General features: G+C 60.5%; 14 protein-coding genes. 6 read left to right on the top strand and 8 right to left on the bottom strand.

The genetic code is table 11. From position 1 onward, the window contains the following. Positions 1-12: 12 nt before the first annotated feature. On the top strand, positions 13-969 hold the full coding sequence (locus PspCFBP13508_RS01175; RefSeq protein WP_137213403.1) for a 2-hydroxyacid dehydrogenase: 957 nt from the start codon (positions 13-15) through the stop codon (positions 967-969). 888 nt (positions 970-1,857) lie between these two features. Here PspCFBP13508_RS01175 and PspCFBP13508_RS01165 read toward each other — a convergent pair. Continuing rightward, positions 1,858-2,199 (bottom strand): hypothetical protein, encoded by a 342-nt coding sequence (locus PspCFBP13508_RS01165; protein ID WP_137213401.1) that lies wholly within the window; start codon positions 2,197-2,199, stop codon positions 1,858-1,860. Positions 2,200-2,284: 85 nt separating this feature from the next. Next, a complete protein-coding gene (locus PspCFBP13508_RS01160; protein WP_051600691.1) occupies positions 2,285-2,926 on the bottom strand; it encodes a class II glutamine amidotransferase in 642 nt (213 codons plus the stop codon). A gap of 167 nt (positions 2,927-3,093) precedes the next feature. Between PspCFBP13508_RS01160 and PspCFBP13508_RS01155 the strand changes: the two genes are divergently transcribed. The 3 genes from PspCFBP13508_RS01155 (at position 3,094) to PspCFBP13508_RS01145 (ending at position 5,108) form a co-directional block, all read left to right on the top strand. After that, complete coding sequence (locus PspCFBP13508_RS01155; protein ID WP_122699173.1) at positions 3,094-3,342, top strand: hypothetical protein; 249 nt, start codon at positions 3,094-3,096, stop codon at positions 3,340-3,342. Positions 3,343-3,447: 105 nt separating this feature from the next. Continuing rightward, positions 3,448-4,605 (top strand): GGDEF domain-containing protein, encoded by a 1,158-nt coding sequence (locus PspCFBP13508_RS01150; RefSeq protein ID WP_073474876.1) that lies wholly within the window; start codon positions 3,448-3,450, stop codon positions 4,603-4,605. Positions 4,606-4,613: 8 nt separating this feature from the next. After that, positions 4,614-5,108 (top strand): PaaI family thioesterase, encoded by a 495-nt coding sequence (locus tag PspCFBP13508_RS01145; RefSeq protein ID WP_137213400.1) that lies wholly within the window; start codon positions 4,614-4,616, stop codon positions 5,106-5,108. A 319-nt stretch (positions 5,109-5,427) separates the two neighbouring features. Here PspCFBP13508_RS01145 and PspCFBP13508_RS01140 read toward each other — a convergent pair whose 3' ends face one another. Beyond that, positions 5,428-7,632, bottom strand: coding sequence for an OsmC domain/YcaO domain-containing protein (locus PspCFBP13508_RS01140; RefSeq protein ID WP_110599287.1), 2,205 nt, complete (start codon positions 7,630-7,632; stop codon positions 5,428-5,430). Positions 7,633-7,852: 220 nt separating this feature from the next. Between PspCFBP13508_RS01140 and PspCFBP13508_RS01135 the strand changes: the two genes are divergently transcribed. Further along, entirely contained in the window at positions 7,853-10,462 is a 2,610-nt protein-coding gene (locus PspCFBP13508_RS01135) for an EAL domain-containing protein (RefSeq protein ID WP_137213399.1), read from the top strand. Positions 10,463-10,465: 3 nt separating this feature from the next. Here the strand turns inward: PspCFBP13508_RS01135 and cydB are convergent, their stop codons facing one another. The 5 genes from cydB to ppk2 all read right to left on the bottom strand — a co-directional run bounded on the left by cydB (position 10,466) and on the right by ppk2 (position 15,117). Beyond that, the gene (gene cydB, locus PspCFBP13508_RS01130; protein WP_137213398.1) at positions 10,466-11,467 is read right to left on the bottom strand and encodes a cytochrome d ubiquinol oxidase subunit II; all 1,002 of its coding nucleotides are present in this window, start codon (positions 11,465-11,467) and stop codon (positions 10,466-10,468) included. Between the two features lie 12 nt (positions 11,468-11,479). Then, positions 11,480-12,829, bottom strand: a complete 1,350-nt coding sequence (locus PspCFBP13508_RS01125) for a cytochrome ubiquinol oxidase subunit I (RefSeq protein WP_241669479.1) — start codon at positions 12,827-12,829, stop codon at positions 11,480-11,482. Between the two features lie 27 nt (positions 12,830-12,856). Then, positions 12,857-13,246 (bottom strand): VOC family protein, encoded by a 390-nt coding sequence (locus tag PspCFBP13508_RS01120; RefSeq protein WP_137213396.1) that lies wholly within the window; start codon positions 13,244-13,246, stop codon positions 12,857-12,859. A gap of 23 nt (positions 13,247-13,269) precedes the next feature. Continuing rightward, the gene (locus PspCFBP13508_RS01115; protein WP_016774424.1) at positions 13,270-13,485 is read right to left on the bottom strand and encodes a hypothetical protein; all 216 of its coding nucleotides are present in this window, start codon (positions 13,483-13,485) and stop codon (positions 13,270-13,272) included. An 816-nt stretch (positions 13,486-14,301) separates the two neighbouring features. Then, positions 14,302-15,117 (bottom strand): polyphosphate kinase 2, encoded by an 816-nt coding sequence (gene ppk2 / locus PspCFBP13508_RS01110; protein ID WP_130888068.1) that lies wholly within the window; start codon positions 15,115-15,117, stop codon positions 14,302-14,304. A gap of 190 nt (positions 15,118-15,307) precedes the next feature. Here ppk2 and PspCFBP13508_RS01105 point away from each other — a divergent pair, with 190 nt between their 5' ends. Further along, positions 15,308-17,434 carry a TonB-dependent receptor gene (locus PspCFBP13508_RS01105; protein ID WP_137213395.1) on the top strand — a complete coding sequence of 709 codons (2,127 nt, stop codon included), beginning with the start codon at positions 15,308-15,310 and terminating at the stop codon, positions 17,432-17,434. The last annotated feature ends 38 nt before the right edge of the window (positions 17,435-17,472 follow it).

The raw sequence follows: 17,472 nt of genomic DNA, 5'->3' as shown, positions 1-17,472 counted from the left end.
AACGAGGTAGCCATGAAGCCAGAAATCCTGCAACTGAGCCCGATCCTGATCCCGCAAATCAACGCGCGTCTGGACGAACTGTTCACCGTACGCCGCTACTTCCAGCAAGCGGACAAAGCCGCCTACATAAACGAACACGGCGCCAACATCCGTGGCGTGATCACCGGCGGTCACACCGGCATCAGCCAGGCGCTGATGGCGCAACTGCCGAACCTGGAAGTGGTCGCGGTGAATGGCGTCGGCACCGACGCCGTCGACCTGGCCTACGCCCGCGACCGCGGCATCCGCGTCACCGCCACCATCGGCGCCCTCACCGAAGACGTCGCCGACCTCGCCATCGGCCTGCTCATCTCGGTCTGTCGCGGCCTGTGCACCAGCGACCGCTACGTGCGCTCGGGCCAATGGCCACAAAGCCCGACCCCACTCGCCCCGCTGCCCTTGGCCCGACAAGTCTCCGGCATGCGCATCGGCATCGTCGGCATGGGCCGCGTCGGCCGCGCCATCGCCACCCGCGCCGCCGCCTTCGGCTGCCCGATCAGCTACACCGACCTGCAACCGATGAGCGACGTCCCTCACACCTTCGTCGCCGATCTCAAACAACTGGCCCGCGACAGCGACGCCCTGATCCTCGCCGCCGCAGCGGACAAGGGCGAAGCGATCATCGACGCGCAAGTGCTGCGAGCGCTGGGCAAGGACGGTTATCTGATCAACGTCGCCCGGGGCAAACTGGTGAACGAAGCGGATCTGGTTGCCGCGCTTTCGGCTGGGGAAATCGCCGGGGCTGGACTGGATGTGTTTGTCGATGAACCGAATGTGCCTGAAACGTTGTTTGCTAATGAACAAGTGGTGCTGCAACCGCATCGGGCCAGCGCAACATTGCAGACTCGCACGCGGATGGGGGAAATGGTCGTGGCGAGTCTGGTTGATACGTTTGCGGGGAAAGTGCCGGTTGGGTGTGTGACCGGGTGAATGGTTGTTTGGGATAGGCTGCAGATTGCGTTGAGTCAGTGAAATCCAGCCCCCTCACCCCAGCCCTCTCCCCCCAGGGGGCGAGGGGGAAAGGGAGCCGATCTTCGTTGAATCCAAGAACGAGCTCGACGCAGAGTCTCAGGTCGGCGCATCTTCAACAAACACCTCGACCAAGTCCCCTCTCCCTCTGGGAGAGGTTTAGGGTGAGGGCCGTCCCTGGAGAAACCGGATCGCAAGACAAAAGAACACTCCCCAATCATCATCGTGTTGCCTGATACACAGCCATCGCGAGCAGGCTCACTCTTGCAGTTTTGATCGGATGCATGCAGTGAGAAAACGGTCGGCTGTCAGGCCGCCTTCGCGAGCAGGCTCGCTCCCACAGAAAAGCAAAAGCAGCGCAGCTGCCCGCGGCGAAGCCGCCCCACTCAACAATGAGCGCAAGCTCGAGTAGCTTTTGATCCTGGAGCCCGTCGGCAGGCTGAGTGGAGGGATTGATCCGGGGGTGGGAGCGCAGCGACCGTCTGGCGCAGCCAGACACAGCGGAAGGAGGTCCAGCGGAGCAAACCGTAGCCGCTGCGCCCGGATCGATCCCGGAGCGAAGGAACCCCGAGCCCCAGCGAGCGGGCCGAACGTCAGGGCGCAGCCTTTTGGTTACTTTTTGCTGGGCCGGCATTCCGGCGTTTGAAAAAGTGACCCGCTGTAAGAGCGGAACCGTAATCAGCCACACCCGCAGAAACGGATATACACCCAAAACCCGAAGAGCATGGTCGGCCCAAAGGCCGCCAAGACCCAAAAAAAGCCCCACAACCGAAAACCAGTGTGGGGCGAAAAAATTGGTTGGTTGCGGCCAACCAAAGGAGCTCTGTCAAAACCCGTCAAGCGCTCAGATCAAATGCAATCCTGAGCCGCCCGCTCAAAACTCGAAGGCAACAAATTCGACGCCAGCAAATGTCGCTCATAAATGAACACCTTGCCGCCCTTCCCCGCCTTGTACGCCTCCAGCACGTTATCCGCCGACACCTTGCTCGGCACCACAATCCGATAACTGCGCTGACTCTGCGAAACCGTCGGATTCAACGCACTGCCCTGCAATTTCGGCACCACGCAATCGGCGTACTGCGCCGGCGTCTTGCTGGTCTGCAACGTCAGGGTCGGATCGTTCGGCGCCGAAGCACAACCGGCGAGCAACAGGGAAACAAAAGCCATGGCTGGCACGAATAAAGGACGCATCTGGGTAATCCTGAAAATAAAGGTTCGGTTCAACCGGCAACGGTTCGACTTCACGGCGCCGCCGTTGCCATTTACGTTTTAAGAATCAGCTCGACGCCACCAGGGCCTTGAGCGACACATCGAATTGCTTCAGCGCATTGAGTTGCAGGTCACGCTGCTGATTGATCTGCGCGGCGATTTGTGGCGCCGCCTGGTTGTGCACCCACACCGAAGGCAACTCTTGCTCAATCGCCCCCTCGGCCTTGCCGATGTATTGCAGGTCGGCGTCGTAGAACCGTGCAGAGAAGCGCGCCTCGACCAAACTGTTGCGCTGAGTCAGCAAGCGGTTGAACGTGTCGAGCTTGACCACCACGTCCGGATGGGCCTGAACCAGCGCATCGAGGTTGTCGTAGACGGTCACCGAGACGAACTGCTGTTGCAGCGAACTCACCAGCCAGTCGAGGGCCAGTTCCGGGTCGGAGCTGCCGACAAAGGCGTCGCGGATACGCGAATCCAGTGCGTCTTTCGCACCGTTCAGCGCCATGTCGTGGTAGCGCTCCAGGTATTGCAGGTTCTGCAACGTGTTTTCGCTCAACAACACACCCACTGTCTGCGTGTGCTGCAAGGCCGAGGCGCTGGCAGCGATGGGTTGAAGGTGACACGACCGGGCGTCGTCTGCGTAAGCCGGTGCGGTAACTACCCCGCCCATCAGCAGGGCGATCATTGCCAGTCGAGTCAGAATGTTCATCGCGCAATTTCCTTGAGCTGCGTCTTCGATGGAGGCGATTTTCCGCCGATCGCCGGCAAAGCAGAACTTGCGTTTCTTGATGGTCACTATTACTTCCAGCAATAGTTGCGTGTCGCGCAGACTGATGCACACTGGATACATCCAAGAAAAATGATGAGGGTCTCGCCTTGAGAACGTTTGATCTGATCCGTGACGCCGTGCTGCCCGAATATCGCGACCGCGTAGCCGAATACCTGATGCAGTACGAAAGCGTCCTGCTGGACAAAAACAGCCGCGATGCGCAAGTGATCCGCGACACTGCCCAGCAACTGCGCGGTTACCTGCGCGGGCTCAACACCACGCGAGTGCTGGGCATGGCCTATTGGGAAGAGCTCGATCGCCGCGTGGTAGACACCTGGCTAAGCCCGCAAGAGTGACCGCTGAAGCGCCAGTGGTCTGCCCGGCAACGCGCCCCCTGCGAAAAACCTGACCAAACGCTTACAATCGCAGGCCTATTGCCATACAAACAGGCTTGCCCGGAAATGCCGCTCGACCCGCCAACGATGCTGACCATCACGATCGCCCTCGCAGCCGCTGCCGCGCTGTACCTGGCGGTCGAGTGGCGCAGCATCCGTGAGCCTTCGCTGCTGTTCTGGAGCGCCGGTTTCGCCACCATCACCATCGGTTCCACCCTCGCGCTGCTGCGCAGCAGCGGTTTTCTGCTGCTGGGCATCTGGTTCGCCAACGGCCTGCTGGTGACCGCGCACTTCTTTTTCCTGCTCGGTGTGGCGCGCTTCACCCAGACCCGACTGTCGCCGGCGTGGTACCTGATTTTCGCGACGTGGCTGATCATGTTGATGTTGCCGGACGGCCCGCTGTGGTCCAAGGCCATGCTGGTGGCCAACTCGCTGCTGGTGGCGATCCCGACCCTCAAGGCCAGTTCGCTGCTGCGCCCGCACGGCAAGTCGTTGAGCGTTGGCGCGGTGCAACTGCGTTATGTGCTGCTCGGCCACGGCATCTTTTATGTGGCCAAGGCCCTGACCGTGGTGATCCCCGGCACGCTGATCGATCTGGCGGCGTTTCGTGGCGAGATCATTCAGATCTCGCTGGTCGAAGGCGCGATGGCGATCATGTTGATCGCCCTGTCGATGACCGGCACCGAGCGTTATCGCCGGGAAAAACAGATTGCCCGCCTCGCCGAGCGCGATCCGCTCACGGCCCTCTACAACCGCAGGGCCCTGGAAAAACGCACGCCTCGCCTGTTGGCCGGTGTCTCCGCGCAAAGACCGGGTGCGTTGCTGTTGATCGATATCGACAACTTCAAACTGGTCAACGACCAGTACGGGCATATCGCCGGTGATCGCTTGCTGATTGCTCTGAGCGAGATGATCCGCGCCCAGCTGCCGCCCCATGCGCTGACGGCGCGGCTGGGTGGCGATGAGTTTCTGATGCTGCTCAACAACGCGTCAGCCGAAGCTATCCTTGAACTGGGCAATGCCTTGCGCGAACAGTTTCTGGCCTTGGCGTCGCACACCTATCCCACGTCCGCCGCGGTGACTTTGAGCATCGGCGCCACCCTGTTCGACAAACCGCCGGCCAGTCTGGCGGCGCTGATCGAACTTGGCGACGCCGCGCTCTACGAGTCCAAACGCGGCGGACGCAACCGCTTGCGCCTGTCCGGCCTCGCCACTCCAGGATGAAACCCGCCATGTCCAGCCACGACATCCCGCTGCAAGACCTCGCCGCCCCCGAAGGCGTTTGTTACGGCTGCGGCGGCCGCAATCCGCAAGGCCTGCACGTGAAAAGTCGGTGGGATGAGGACGGCAGCCACGTCATCGCCGAGCATATGCCCGAAGCCCAATACTGCGGCTGGCCGGATCTGGTTTACGGCGGGCTGATCGCCATGCTCGTCGACTGTCACTCCAACTGGACCGCCATGGCCTGGCACTACCGCGCAGAAAACCGCGAAGCTGGCAGCCAGCCGCGCATCGACTGCGTCACCGGTAACCTTGGGATCAAGTTCATCAAGCCAACGCCGATGGGCGTGACGCTGCTCTTGCGTGCACGGGTCGAAGGTGAAGTCGGGCGCAAGACCCGGGTGATTTGCGAGGTGTATGCAGGGGAAGTGCTCACGGCGGTGGGTGATTCGGTGTTTGTGCGGGTGGATACGGGGCAGTTGGCGGATGCAGCGCATGGCCGCTAAAGCCAAAGCCCCTCACCCTAGCCCTCTCCCAAAGGGAGAGGGAACTGACCGCGGTGTTTGGTGCAGATACGCCGACCCGGGAAACCGGGTCGAACTCAAATCCTGAAAAGCCCCTCACCCTAGCCCTCTCCCGGAGGGAGAGGGAACTGACCGAGTTGTACATGCGAAGTACGCCGGCCCGAGATACCGAGTCGAGTGCAGGTTTTGAACACCACACAAATCGGCTCCCTCTCCCTCGGGAGAGGGCTGGGGTGAGGGGCTGCGGTTCAAGCCTCGCAGCCACACTCAAGCCGAAAGCGAAACGTCCTGAGCCAGCTCTTCAACGCGACAAAGCCGCCACACCCGCCCGCGCCGCATGCAGCTTTTTATAGCTCTCGATCAAGCGCAAATGCCGATCCAGCCCTTCCAGCTTCATGCTCGTTGGCGTCAAACCGTAAAAACGCACACTGCCATTCACCGACCCAATCGCCGCATCCATACGCTCGTCACCAAACATCCGACGGAAGTTGGCCTCGTAGTCTTCCAGCTCGAGATCCTCGTCCAGCTCCATCTCCAGCACCACATTCACAGCCTGATAGAACAAGCCGCGCTCAACAGTGTTGTCGTTGTATTGCAGGAACGCCTCAACCAGATCCTTGGCCTCGTCAAACTTCTGCAGCGCGAGGTAGATCAGCAGACGCAGTTCCAGAATCGTCAGCTTGCCCCATGGTGTGTTGTCATCGAACTCGATGCCGATCAGCGTGGTGATATCGGTGTAGTCATCCTGCTCGCTGCGTTCCAGGCCCTGTACCAGATTGCGCAGGCCAACCTTACTGAGGTTGTGCAGATTGAGGATGTCGGCGCGAAATTGCAGGGCTTTGTTGGTGTTGTCCCAGATCAGGTCTTCGATCGGGTAGATCTCCGAGTAATCCGGCACGAGGATGCGGCAGGCCTTGGCGCCGATGTGCTCGTAGACCGCCATGTAGACTTCCTTGCCCATGTCTTCGAGGATGCCGAACAGGGTCGCGGCTTCTTCGGCGTTGGAGTTTTCGCCTTGGCCGGAGAAGTCCCACTCGACGAATTCGAAGTCTGGTTTGGCGCTGAAAAAGCGCCACGACACCACACCGCTGGAATCGATGAAGTGCTCGACGAAGTTGTTCGGCTCGGTGACTGCCTGGCCGGAAAAGGTCGGCTGCGGCAAATCGTTAAGGCCTTCGAAGCTGCGGCCCTGGAGCAGTTCAGTCAGGCTGCGTTCGAGCGCGACTTCCAGGCTCGGGTGCGCGCCGAACGAGGCGAAGACGCCGCCGGTGCGCGGGTTCATCAGGGTCACGCACATCACCGGGAATTCACCGCCCAGCGAGGCGTCCTTGACCAGCACCGGGAAGCCCTGCTCTTCCAGGCCTTTGATGCCGGCGAGGATGCTCGGGTATTTCTCCAGTACCTCTTGCGGTACGTCCGGCAGAGCCATTTCGCCTTCGAGGATTTCGCGTTTGACTGCGCGCTCGAAAATTTCCGACAGGCACTGCACCTGCGCTTCGGCCAAGGTGTTGCCGGCGCTCATGCCGTTGCTCAGGTAGAGGTTTTCGATCAGGTTGGACGGGAAGTACACCACTTCACCGTCCGACTGGCGCACGAACGGCAGCGAGCAGATGCCACGCTGGGTGTTGCCGGAGTTGGTGTCGTACAGGTGCGAGCCACGCAGTTCGCCGTCGCGGTTGTAAATGCCGAGGGTGTAGTCGTCGAGAATCTCGCTTGGCAACTCGTCCTTAGGACCTGGCTTAAACCATTTCTCGTCCGGGTAATGGACGAATTCGGCATTGGCGATGTCTTCGCCCCAGAACTGGTCGTTATAGAAGAAGTTGCAATTGAGGCGCTCGATGAACTCGCCCAGCGCCGACGCCAGTGCGCCTTCCTTGGTCGCGCCCTTGCCGTTGGTGAAGCACATCGGCGAATGCGCGTCGCGAATGTGCAGCGACCAGACGTTGGGCACGATGTTGCGCCACGAAGCGATTTCGATTTTCATGCCGAGGTCGGCAAGGATCTTCGACATGTTGGCGATGGTCTGTTCCAGCGGCAGGTCCTTGCCGGCGATGTAGGTGCCAGCCTGGGAATCGGACTGCGGCATCAACAAGGCCTGGGCATCGGCGTCGAGGTTGTCGACTTCTTCGATGATGAACTCGGGGCCGGTCTGCACCACCTTCTTCACGGTGCAGCGGTCGATGGAACGGAGGATGCCCTGGCGATCCTTGTCCGAGATGTCGGCGGGCAATTCGACCTGAATCTTGAAGATCTGGTTGTAGCGGTTTTCCGGGTCGACGATGTTGTTCTGCGACAGGCGAATGTTCTCTGTCGGGATGTTGCGCGTGTCGCAGTACAGCTTGACGAAGTAAGCCGCGCACAAGGCCGACGACGCCAGGAAGTAGTCGAACGGCCCCGGTGCCGAGCCATCGCCCTTGTAGCGAATGGGCTGATCGGCGATCACCGTGAAGTCGTCGAACTTGGCTTCAAGTCGAAGGTTGTCGAGAAAGTTGACCTTGATTTCCATGCGGGATTACCAGAATACGGCTAAACGAATGGCGGCCATTATCCGGTTTTTGTGCGGGAAGTCTCGCCCTTTCGGGATTCGCCGCTGGCCGGCGGTTCTGGAAATTCCATCGGATTCGCTACACTTTGAAAAAATCCAGGCGATACCAATAACAACAATCTGAACATTGTGCGCTCGCCATTGTTCTAGATTCAGAAGACACCGGATCAAGGACGAGCACATGGCCGTTACTCTCCCTGCGCAGCCAATCCCCACCCCGCAACGCGCCGTGACCCGGCGCCTGGCCATCGCCGTTGGCGCACTGTTTGTTGCGGGTGTCATTGCCGCGATCAGCACCCTGCTTGGCATTGCCAATTCCCTTGACGCGAAAGACCTGGAACAGAACCAGTTCTATTCCGTGCGCGCCGTGGAAAACCGCGTCACCGCGTCGAAAAACTACATCACCAGTTACGCCTACTGGACCCGCGCCTATGAGGCCTTGAGCGGGCCGATTGACGTCAATTGGGCCTATACCGAACAGAACATGGGCAAGACCCTGTTCACCAGCGACGGCTACGACGGCGTGTTCGTCCTTGACCGAAATCGCACCAAGTACGCGGTGATTCGCGGGCAGATGGTTGAAACCGACGTATCCGGCGTACTGCAAGCGCCCGCCTCGGCACTGGTCGAGCAGGTGTTGAGCCAGCCTGATCTGACCAAGCCGATCAGTAGCTATTCATTGTTCGAAGGCTGGCCGGCGCTGATCACCGCTGCCGCGATCATTCCCAACGACGAGCGCCCGCTGGATGAATTGAGAAACACCTCGGTGCTGGTGTTCGTCGACAAGCTGACCCCGACCAAACTGCGCAAGATCGGCAGCGGTTATGGCCTGACGAACCTGACCCTGGTCCCGGACGACACCATTGAAAAAGGCCATCCAAGCGTGCCCCTCGACAGCACCGGCTACAGCCTGGTCGCCGACCTGCAACGGCCCGGTCAGCAATTGTTGTGGACGCTGGTGCCACCGCTCGGCGCGACGTTTCTGGTACTGATGCTGCTGACGGCATACTTTTTCCGCCACGCCCTGCGCTCTTCGCAATACGTCGATAACAGTATCCATGCGATGCAGGCGTCGAATCAGGCACTGGAAGCCGCCAATCATGCCCTCGAAGCCAGTGAGGAACGCTTTCGCGCCGTGGCCGAAGCGGCGTCGGACTGGATCTGGGAAGTTGATGATCAGCTGTCGCTGACCTATCTGTCGGCGCGCTTCAGCGAAGTTACCGGCTACCCGCAGGCCCTGTGGCTGGGCCAGGACATCGGCGAATTACTGACTTGCGACACCACACCACTGGAGCTGTGGCTGCGCAAACTCAGCGAAGAAAACAGCGCCGGCGATTTGCGCTGCACTTATCGCGATCACTCCGGGCAGCCACGCCACTGCCGGCTCTCGGCGCGGCCGATTTTCGACAAGGACAGCGTCGTCGGCTATCGCGGCACTGCCAGCGATATCACCGACGAAGTCGCCGCCCATGCGCAGATCCAGCACCTGTCGATGCATGACGCCCTGACCGGTCTGCCCAACCGCAACAAACTGGCGCGTTATCTCGACGAGGTCTTGGTGTTGAAGGAACATTCGCCACCGCTGTCGCTGCTGATGATCGATCTGGACAACTTCAAACCGATCAATGATTCCCTCGGCCATCCTGCCGGTGACGCGGTTCTTCAGGAAGTCGCTACGCGCCTGCGCGAATGCACCCGCGAACATGACCTCGTCGCCCGCCTCGGTGGTGATGAATTCGTCGTGGTGCTCAATGGCATGGACAGCCATAACGAGATCGACAAATTCTGCACGAGGCTGATCGGCAGCCTGCATCAGCCGATCCTCTACGAACAGCATCCGCTGCATATCGGCGCCAGCATCGGCATCGCCCTGAGTCGTCGACACGGTTTCGTCGCCAGCGATCTGATCCGCTATGCCGACATCGCGCTGTATCAGGCCAAATCCGACGGCAAGAACACCTGGTGCTATTTCGAAGCGCACATGAGCGATCAGATCCAGACGCGCCGGCAAATGGAAGATGACCTGCGCCATGCGCTCAAGCACAACGAATTCGTCCTGCACTATCAGCCGCGCTACAAGGTCGATGGCAAGCACATCGTTTCGGTGGAAGCGCTGGTGCGCTGGCAGCATCCGACCCAGGGCCTGCTCGGGCCGGACGTGTTCATTCCGCTGGCCGAGCAGACCGACCTGATCGTACCGCTGGGCCGCTGGGTGCTGCGCGAAGCCTGCGAAACCGCGCTGGAATGGCCCCATGACATTCTGCTGTCGGTCAACCTCTCGCCTGCGCAGTTCGCCCTCAGCGATGTCGTCGAGGATGTTCGCGAAGTGCTGGTGGAAACGCGTTTCCCGGCCAGCCGCCTGGAACTGGAGATCACCGAGAACGTGATGCTCAACGACACCGATGGCGCGCTGACCACCATGAACCAGCTCAAGGAGCTCGGCGTACGCCTGAACATGGACGACTTCGGCACCGGATATTCGTCGCTCGGTTATCTGCGCGCCTATCCGTTCGACGGGATCAAGATCGACAAACGCTTTATCGCCTCGATCAGCAGCGGCACCAACGATCGTGCCGTGGTGCAGGCGATCATTGGCTTGGGCAAGGCCATGGGGCTGACGGTGACGGCCGAGGGCGTCGAGACCGAGGAGCAACTGGCGATTCTCGGCAAGGATCAATGCAACGAGGTGCAGGGTTATTTCATGAGTCGGCCGATCGACAAGGCGGCTTTTGCTGATCTGCTACGAGCTTCGCGCCTGTCGCTGGTGAACAAAAAAGGTCGGGTAACGTGAATCTCAACCATCGTTGGCAACGCGCACCTTGCCGCTGAACACGCGGAAACCGAAGGTGTTGTAGGCCAGGGTGATGGGGATCAGCACGGCGAATCCGACCAGCATGAAGATCTGGCTGTTGGGGCTTGAGGCTGCTTCGCTCAAGGTCAGATCCGGCGGAATGATGAAAGGAAATAGCGCGACCAGCATCACCGCAAAAGCCAAGACGAAAATGCCCAGTGCGGCGAACAGCGGGATGAAGTCGAAGCGGCTGTGAAAACCTTTGCTGAATACCCATCCTAGAGCACCAAGGATGAGCCCTGCCGGCAACCACAGCCGAATATCGGCAAGCCGCCGGGCGTATTGCGGCTGCAACGTCGCCGTCCATGCGATCAGCACCAGCAATAACGCCACAACGACCAGCGACAGCACGCGGGCCTCTCGCGCCGAGTGCTGCTGCAGTTCATCAAGGGTGCGCCAGTACAACCAGCACGTCCCCAGCCAGACGTAACCGAGCACCAGCACCAAACCGCAAAACACCGGGAACGGATTCAGCCAGTCGCGGCCATCGCCAATGTACTGACCGCCTTGATGGGCAACGCCTTGCACGAGGGTGCCGAGCACCATGCCCTGGACAAACCCGGTCAGCAGCGAAGCCAGGGCCAACACGCCGTCGACGATGCGCTTGCGTCGCTCGTTCGATGCGTAATCGCGAAACTCCAGCGCCATGGCCCGCGCGATCAAGGCGAGGAACATCACGATAAACGGCACGTACAAGGCCGGCAGCAAGATCGCATACGCCAGCGGGAACAGCGCCAGCAGCCCGCCGCCGCCGAGCACCAGCCAGGTTTCGTTGGCGTCCCACACCGGCAGAATCGACACCGCCATAGCCCTGCGCTGCTTGCTGCAAGGGGTGATGCCCATGAGCATGCCGACGCCCAGATCGGTGCCGTCGAGCACTACGTAGTTCATCACCGAGAACGCCAGTGCGGCAGCGCACAACAGCGTCAGCCAGTCGGTGTCCATGTCTGCGACTCCTCAGTGCCCGGTTTCGTCGGCAAGGGTGGGCTGCGGCCCGGGTTGATCCTCCTGCGGCGGCTCGCGCAACAGGCGCAGCAACACCCACAGACCGATGCCGAAGATCAGCAGATAAAACAGCAGAATCAACCACGTCGAGCCGACGACTTGAGTCCTCGACACCGACGACAGACTGTCCGCCGTGCGCATCAATCCGTAAACGGTAAACGGCTGTCGCCCCACTTCGGTGACGACCCAGCCGCTGAGCATCGCAACAAAACCGGCCGGTGCCAGCAGCACGCACGCACCCAGCCAGCGAGGCGATGAGTAAAGACGATCGCGTCGGCGCAGGATCAGGCTGACCACACCCTGCCCAAGCATCAACAGCCCCAGCCCGACCATCAGCCGGAACGCGAAAAACACCGGCGCCACGGGCGGGATGTCCTCAGCCGGAAATTCATCAAGCGCGGCGATGGTGCTGGTCAGGTCATGCTGCAGGTAGAGGGAGCCGATGCGTGGAATGGCGACTTCCCAATGGTTGCGCCGCTCGTCCATATCCGGCCATGCGAACAGGCGCAGTGGCTCCCCTGCCCCTTGAGCCGGGCGCGTCCATGAAGCTTCGATCGCTGCCACTTTCTGCGGCTGCGCTTGCAAACTATGCCGGCCATGCAGGTCCCCGACGACAATCTGCACCGGCATCAGCAGCGCAATCACCCACAGCGCCATGGAAAATTGCAGACGAGCACGCGGGTTTCCCGGGGCCTTGCGCAACTGCCAGGCACTGATCCCGGCTATCAGCGTCGCGCTGCCGATGAACACGGCGAGCAGCATGTGCGCCAGGCGATAGGGAAACGAAGGATTGAAGATGATTGCCCACCAATCCTCGGCGAGGAAACGCCCGTCCGCGCCAATCGAATAGCCGGCCGGGGTTTGCATCCACGAATTGGCAGAAAGAATCCAGAACGCGCTGATCAGCGAGCCCACCGCCACCGCACACGTTGCAAAAAAGTGCAAACGCGGGCCGACCTTCTTCAGGCCGAACAGCATGATGCCGAGAAATCCCGCTTCGATGAAAAACGCCGCCATCACTTCATAGAACATCAGCGGACCGAGGACATCACCGGCCTGCACCGACAGCCGCGACCAGTTGAGGCCGAACTGATACTCCAGAATCAATCCCGACGCCGTGCCCACTGCGACATTCAGCGCAAACACCTTGAGCCAGTAGCGATAGACATCCAGATAAACCTGGCGCCCGGTCCTCAACCACAACGCTTCCAGCACCATGAGGAAATTCGCCAGACCGATGCTGAACGCCGCCAGCACGATGTGGAAGCTGATCGTGATCGCGAACTGGGTGCGGGCGGCCATCAGGGCCGAATCAACAGGCTCCATCCATCAGCCGCTGTAGAACACAGCCAGCTTGTTGCCTTCAGGATCGCGCAGATAGGCCACGTAAAAGTCCGGCGTATAGGCCTCGCGAGTGCCCGGCGGGCCTTCGTCGCTGCCGCCACTGTCGAGCCCGGCCTTGTGCACCTGATCAACCTTGTGCCGCGAATCGGCGCGAAACGCCGGCATCATGCCGTTGCCCGGTGTCGCCGGCTCACCATTGAACGGTTTCGAGATGTGCACACTGCCGGGGCCATTGGATTTGTCGACGCAATCGGGCAGGTAAAAACAGTAGTGTTCTTCGCGATCATGCCGGTAGCCAAGCGGCGTCAGGATCGCCTTGTAAAAATCCGCCGAACGCTCGACATCGTTGGCGCCGATAAACAGATAACTGAGCATGGGATCTCCTCCGATGGCAGCTGTCAGCGCTGTGGCTGTTCCTCGTTCAGGGTGAAAACGTTGCCGGCGTCACGCACCAATTGGCGCCATTCGGCACTGGTGATCAGGCCCTGCTCCTCCATCTGATCCGCAGCCTTGAGCAACTCGTCATACTGCTGTTCCGGATCCAGATCGCCCTCGGCCTGCTCCGCCATCCTGCGCCATGCCGCCAGTGATGCCTTCTTTTGCTGATCGAACATATGGGTATCTCCTGAGGACTTACCCGGTAGAAAAATCAGCGCGACAGAGGTTCAGGGCAGACGACGGATGGACGGGTGATGCGCAAAACCTTGTGAGAGAGACCCTGCTCGCGATAGCGATATATCTGTCAAATTAAATTTGAATGTCCCTCCGTCATCGCGAGCGGGCTCACTCCCACAGAAAAGCAAAATCAAAAGATCGCAGCCTTCGGCAGCTCCTACAGTTGGATCGGGTGAATCGACAGAAATTCGTTGACCAGCAGGCCGCCTTCGCGAGCAGGCTCGCTCCCACAGAAAAGCAAAATCAAAAGATCGCAGCCTTCGGCAGCTCCTACAGTTGGATCGGGTGAATCGACAGAAATTCGTTGCCCAGCAGGCCGCCTTCGCGAGCAGGCTCGCTCCTACAAAACCCAAGCAGCGCAACTGCCCGCGGCGAAGCCGCACCACTCAACAATGAGCGCAAGCTCGAGTGCTTTTGATCTTGATTCACCGGCGACGTCGGAAGGCTGAGTGGAGGGATTGATCCGGGCGTGGGAGCGCAGCGACCGTTCGACGAAGTCGAACACAGCGGAAGGAGGTGCAGCGAAGCAAACCGTAGCCGCTGCGCCCGGATCAGTCCCGTAGCGAAGGAACCCGAGCCTGCGAGGGCCGAACGCAGGAGCAAGCCTTTTGGGTTACCTTTTTGGCGTCTGAAAAAGGTGACTCGCCGTAAGGGCGAAACCGCCAGCCGCAACACCGCAAAAACGGATATTCACCCAAAACCCCCAGAGCATGGCCGGCCCAAAGGCCGCCAAGCCCCCAAAAACCCCGCAAATGTCAAAACCGCTCCGCCACCCGCTTATACGGATAATCCGGCTCCCGATACTTGCCCGGCTTCTGCCGTTTCGGCAACTCGACCTTGTCGCGCTCCACCTCCTCATAGGGGATGCGACTGAGCAGATCAGTGATGATGTTCAGCCGCGCACGACGCTTGTCATTGGAGTCGGCAACCCTCCACGGCGCCCAATCGGTATCGGTATGCTTGAACATCTCGTCCCGCGCCCGTGAGTAGTCATACCAGCGGCTGTAGGATTTCAGATCCATTGGTGTCAATTTCCAGGTCTTGCGCCCGTCATTGATTCGCGCTTCTAGCCGGCGGGTCTGTTCCTCAGGACTAACCTCAAGCCAGTACTTGAGCAGGATCACCCCCGAATCGACGATAGCGTTCTCCACCCAAGGGATCGATTTGAGAAACTTGTCAGCCTGTTCTTCCGTGCAAAAGCCCATGACCCGTTCGACGCCGGCGCGGTTGTACCAACTGCGGTCGAAAATCACCACCTCGCCGCCCGCCGGCAGATGCGGCAGATAGCGCTGTACATGCATCTGGCTCTTTTCTCGATCGGTTGGCGCCGGTAATGCCATCACGCGGAACACCCGTGGGCTGACGCGTTCGGTGATCGCCTTGATCACCCCGCCCTTGCCCGCACCGTCGCGCCCTTCGAAAACAATACACACCTTGACACCTTTGGCGATGACCCACTCCTGCAGCTTGACCAGTTCAATATGCAGCTTGCGCAGCTGTTCCAGATAGTCCTTGTTTTTCAAGCGCGGACGTTCGATTGCCTTCGCAGGTTTCTTCTTGTCTTTCGCCATGAACCTGTCCTCACGCTTCAACAGCCCGCTGAATTTGTTTATTGACCCGAAGGGCCTGATCCGTGAGGTTAGTTCACGCCCGGTTGTTTGCCATTGCCGGGCAAAAAAGCCCTGTCGCCATGTGTTTCCTGAGGTTGTTCCGACGTCGCACTGTTCATTGCCCGATCCCCTGTTTGCTGGAGTTTTTTCGATGCCGTCGTCCAAATCATTGCCCACTGCCCTGCTCGGTCTGACCCTGGCCTGCCCGGCGATGGCCGAGACCCAAGGTCTGGAGCTGGGGCAAGTGCTGATTTCGGCAGATGAGCGCAGTGGCAGCGATGCAGCGGTCGAAGAAGCGCGGGAACGCCTTCAGCAGGTTCCCGGCGGCACCAACGTGGTCGACATGCGCCAGCCGTTGCAGGGCCGCGTTGCCAGCAATCAGGATGTACTGGCCTATCAGCCGGGCGTGTATGCCCAATCGGCGGGCAACGAAGGTGTGAAGATCTCCATCCGCGGTTCAGGCATCAACCGCGCACCCGGCGCCCACGCCTCGGGGCTCTACACGATGCTGGATGGCTTGCCCCTCACCGGCCCCGGCGGCACACCGTATGAATTGCTCGAGCCGTTGTGGGTCGACCATGTCGAAGTGCTGCGCGGCGCCAACGGTTTCGATCGCGGCTCGCTGGCGCTGGGCGGCGCTATCGATTACGTCAGTCACACCGGTTACACCGCGCCAAAGCTGCAAGTGCGCTACGCCACCGGCAGCCATGGCTATCAGCAGCGCCAGGTCAGCTCCGGGCAAGTGCTGGGGGATTTCGATTACTACGTGTCGCTGACCGATGCCAATGCCGACGGCTATCAGGACCACACCGCCAGCGAGAGCAAAGGCCTGATCGCCAACTTCGGCTATCGCTTCAACCCGAATCTGGAAACCCGCTTCTATTTCCGCTATCGCGAAACCGACAACGACCTCGCCGGTCGCGTGACCAAGCATTCCATCGAACACAGCCCACGGGCCGCCAACCCGGCGTATGTGGCCCGCGATGACAGCCGCAAGCAGCCCGGCAGCACCTTCATCGGCAACAAGACCACGTTCTACCTCGACGACGATTCGAGCATCCAGACCGGCCTCGTCTACCACGACTACCCGATGGATTTGCGCGAAGGCCCGAACCGGTTGAAAGTGGCTTATACCGACGTCAGCGGCACCTTCGACTACAAGCGCCGCGACACCCTGTTCGGCATGGAAAGCCGCAGCAATGTCGGCCTGCGCGTGACCAAGCACCTGCCCAACGATGGCGCCAGCGAGTTCGTGCGCATTCCGAGTGGCAACACCGCCAGCTATGCCCCCGGCACGCGGATGCGTAATTTCACCTATCAGGGTTCGGATACCGTCCTGCATTTCGGTAACGACCTGGAAATCGCCGACGACCTCTGGCTGACCACCGGCCTCGCCGCGATCTACACCCGCCGCGAAAGCGCCGTGACCTATCCGCAGGGCGGCGGCAAAACCAGTCTCAGCGACTGGGACTATGCACCGCGCATCGGCCTGCGCTATCTGATCACCCCCGACGTGCAAGTGTTCGGCAACCTCAGCCGCTCCGTCGAAGCACCGCACCCGTGGTCGCTGATCTACAGCTCCAACGTGCGCTTCCCTGCCGGCAATGGCGCCGCCACCGGCACCCAGCGCGACCCGGTCGAACTGCAAAACCAGACTGCAACCACTCTGGAAATCGGTGGCCGTGGCGACAGCCATTTGGGCGAATGGAGCCTGGCCTGGTACTACGCGCAAGTTCGTCACGAACTGCTCTCGGTACTGCCGGACGCCAACGCCGTCACGCCCTACGAACTCAACGCCAGCCCGACCGTGCACCAAGGCATCGAGGCCAGCCTCAACAGCAAACTCTGGACCGCCGCCGACGGCCGCCAGCTGAGCTTGCGCCAGGCCTACACCTTCAGCGACTTCCACTACCGCGACGACGAACGCTTCGGCGACAACCGCCTGCCGGGCCTGCCGATGCATTATTACCAGGGCGAACTGCGTTACGACTGGCCGCAGGGCTTCTTCGCCGCCGTGAACACGCAACTGGTGTCCAAAGTTGCCGTGGACTACGCCAACAGCTACTACGCCGACCCTTACGCCCTGTTCGGCGCCACCCTGGGCTACAACGCGCCGAAGGGCGACTGGCAAGGCTGGGTCGACATGCGCAACCTGACCGGCAAGCGTTATGCGGCAACAGTCACGCCGGGGTATGACGACAAAGGTCTGGATGCTGCGCGGTCAACCCCGGGTGAAGGGATGGGGGTTTATGTTGGGGTTTCGTGGAGTTTGTTGTGAGGCCTGTTGGCTGTAGACGGACAACTCCAGCCAATCTG

Origin of the sequence: Pseudomonas sp. CFBP13508 (assembly GCF_005233515.1) — a bacterium.
In the GTDB taxonomy this organism is placed as follows: Bacteria; Pseudomonadota; Gammaproteobacteria; order Pseudomonadales; family Pseudomonadaceae; genus Aquipseudomonas; species Aquipseudomonas mercuritolerans.
This window is presented reverse-complemented; position numbering and strand designations above follow the sequence as displayed.